The sequence below is a fragment of the Mesobacillus maritimus genome (assembly GCF_023715205.1).
Lineage (GTDB): Bacteria > Bacillota > Bacilli > Bacillales > Cytobacillaceae > Mesobacillus_B > Mesobacillus_B maritimus_C.
In genome coordinates this window covers 1-267 of record NZ_JAMBNR010000120.1, presented here as the reverse complement: position 1 = coordinate 267, position 267 = coordinate 1, and the positions used below count along the sequence as shown (strand labels likewise).

Sequence of the window (267 nt, the reverse complement as noted above, 5' to 3'; positions counted from 1 at the left end):
AGATGATTGGGGTGAAGTCGTAACAAGGTAGCCGTATCGGAAGGTGCGGCTGGATCACCTCCTTTCTAAGGATAATGTCGTAAGGACATTCGGAATGCGAATCTTACGATTCGTACAAAGCAAATTTAAAAATTTGCACTAAGCAATTTTTAAAAAAATTGCACTATTGACTGCTTGTTTGTTTAGTTTTGAGAGTGCAATATTCTCTCAAAATGCTGTCTAGCTACAGCGTCTAGACCCTCGAGGTCGCTTCGGTCCATCACTTGA

The 267-nt window shown here is 41.2% G+C and carries 1 rRNA gene; it reads left to right on the top strand.

Annotated elements, in window-relative coordinates:
• Positions 1 to 65 (top strand): 16S ribosomal RNA (locus tag M3182_RS25900); the annotation flags it as partial.
• Positions 66 to 267: the final 202 nt, after the last annotated feature.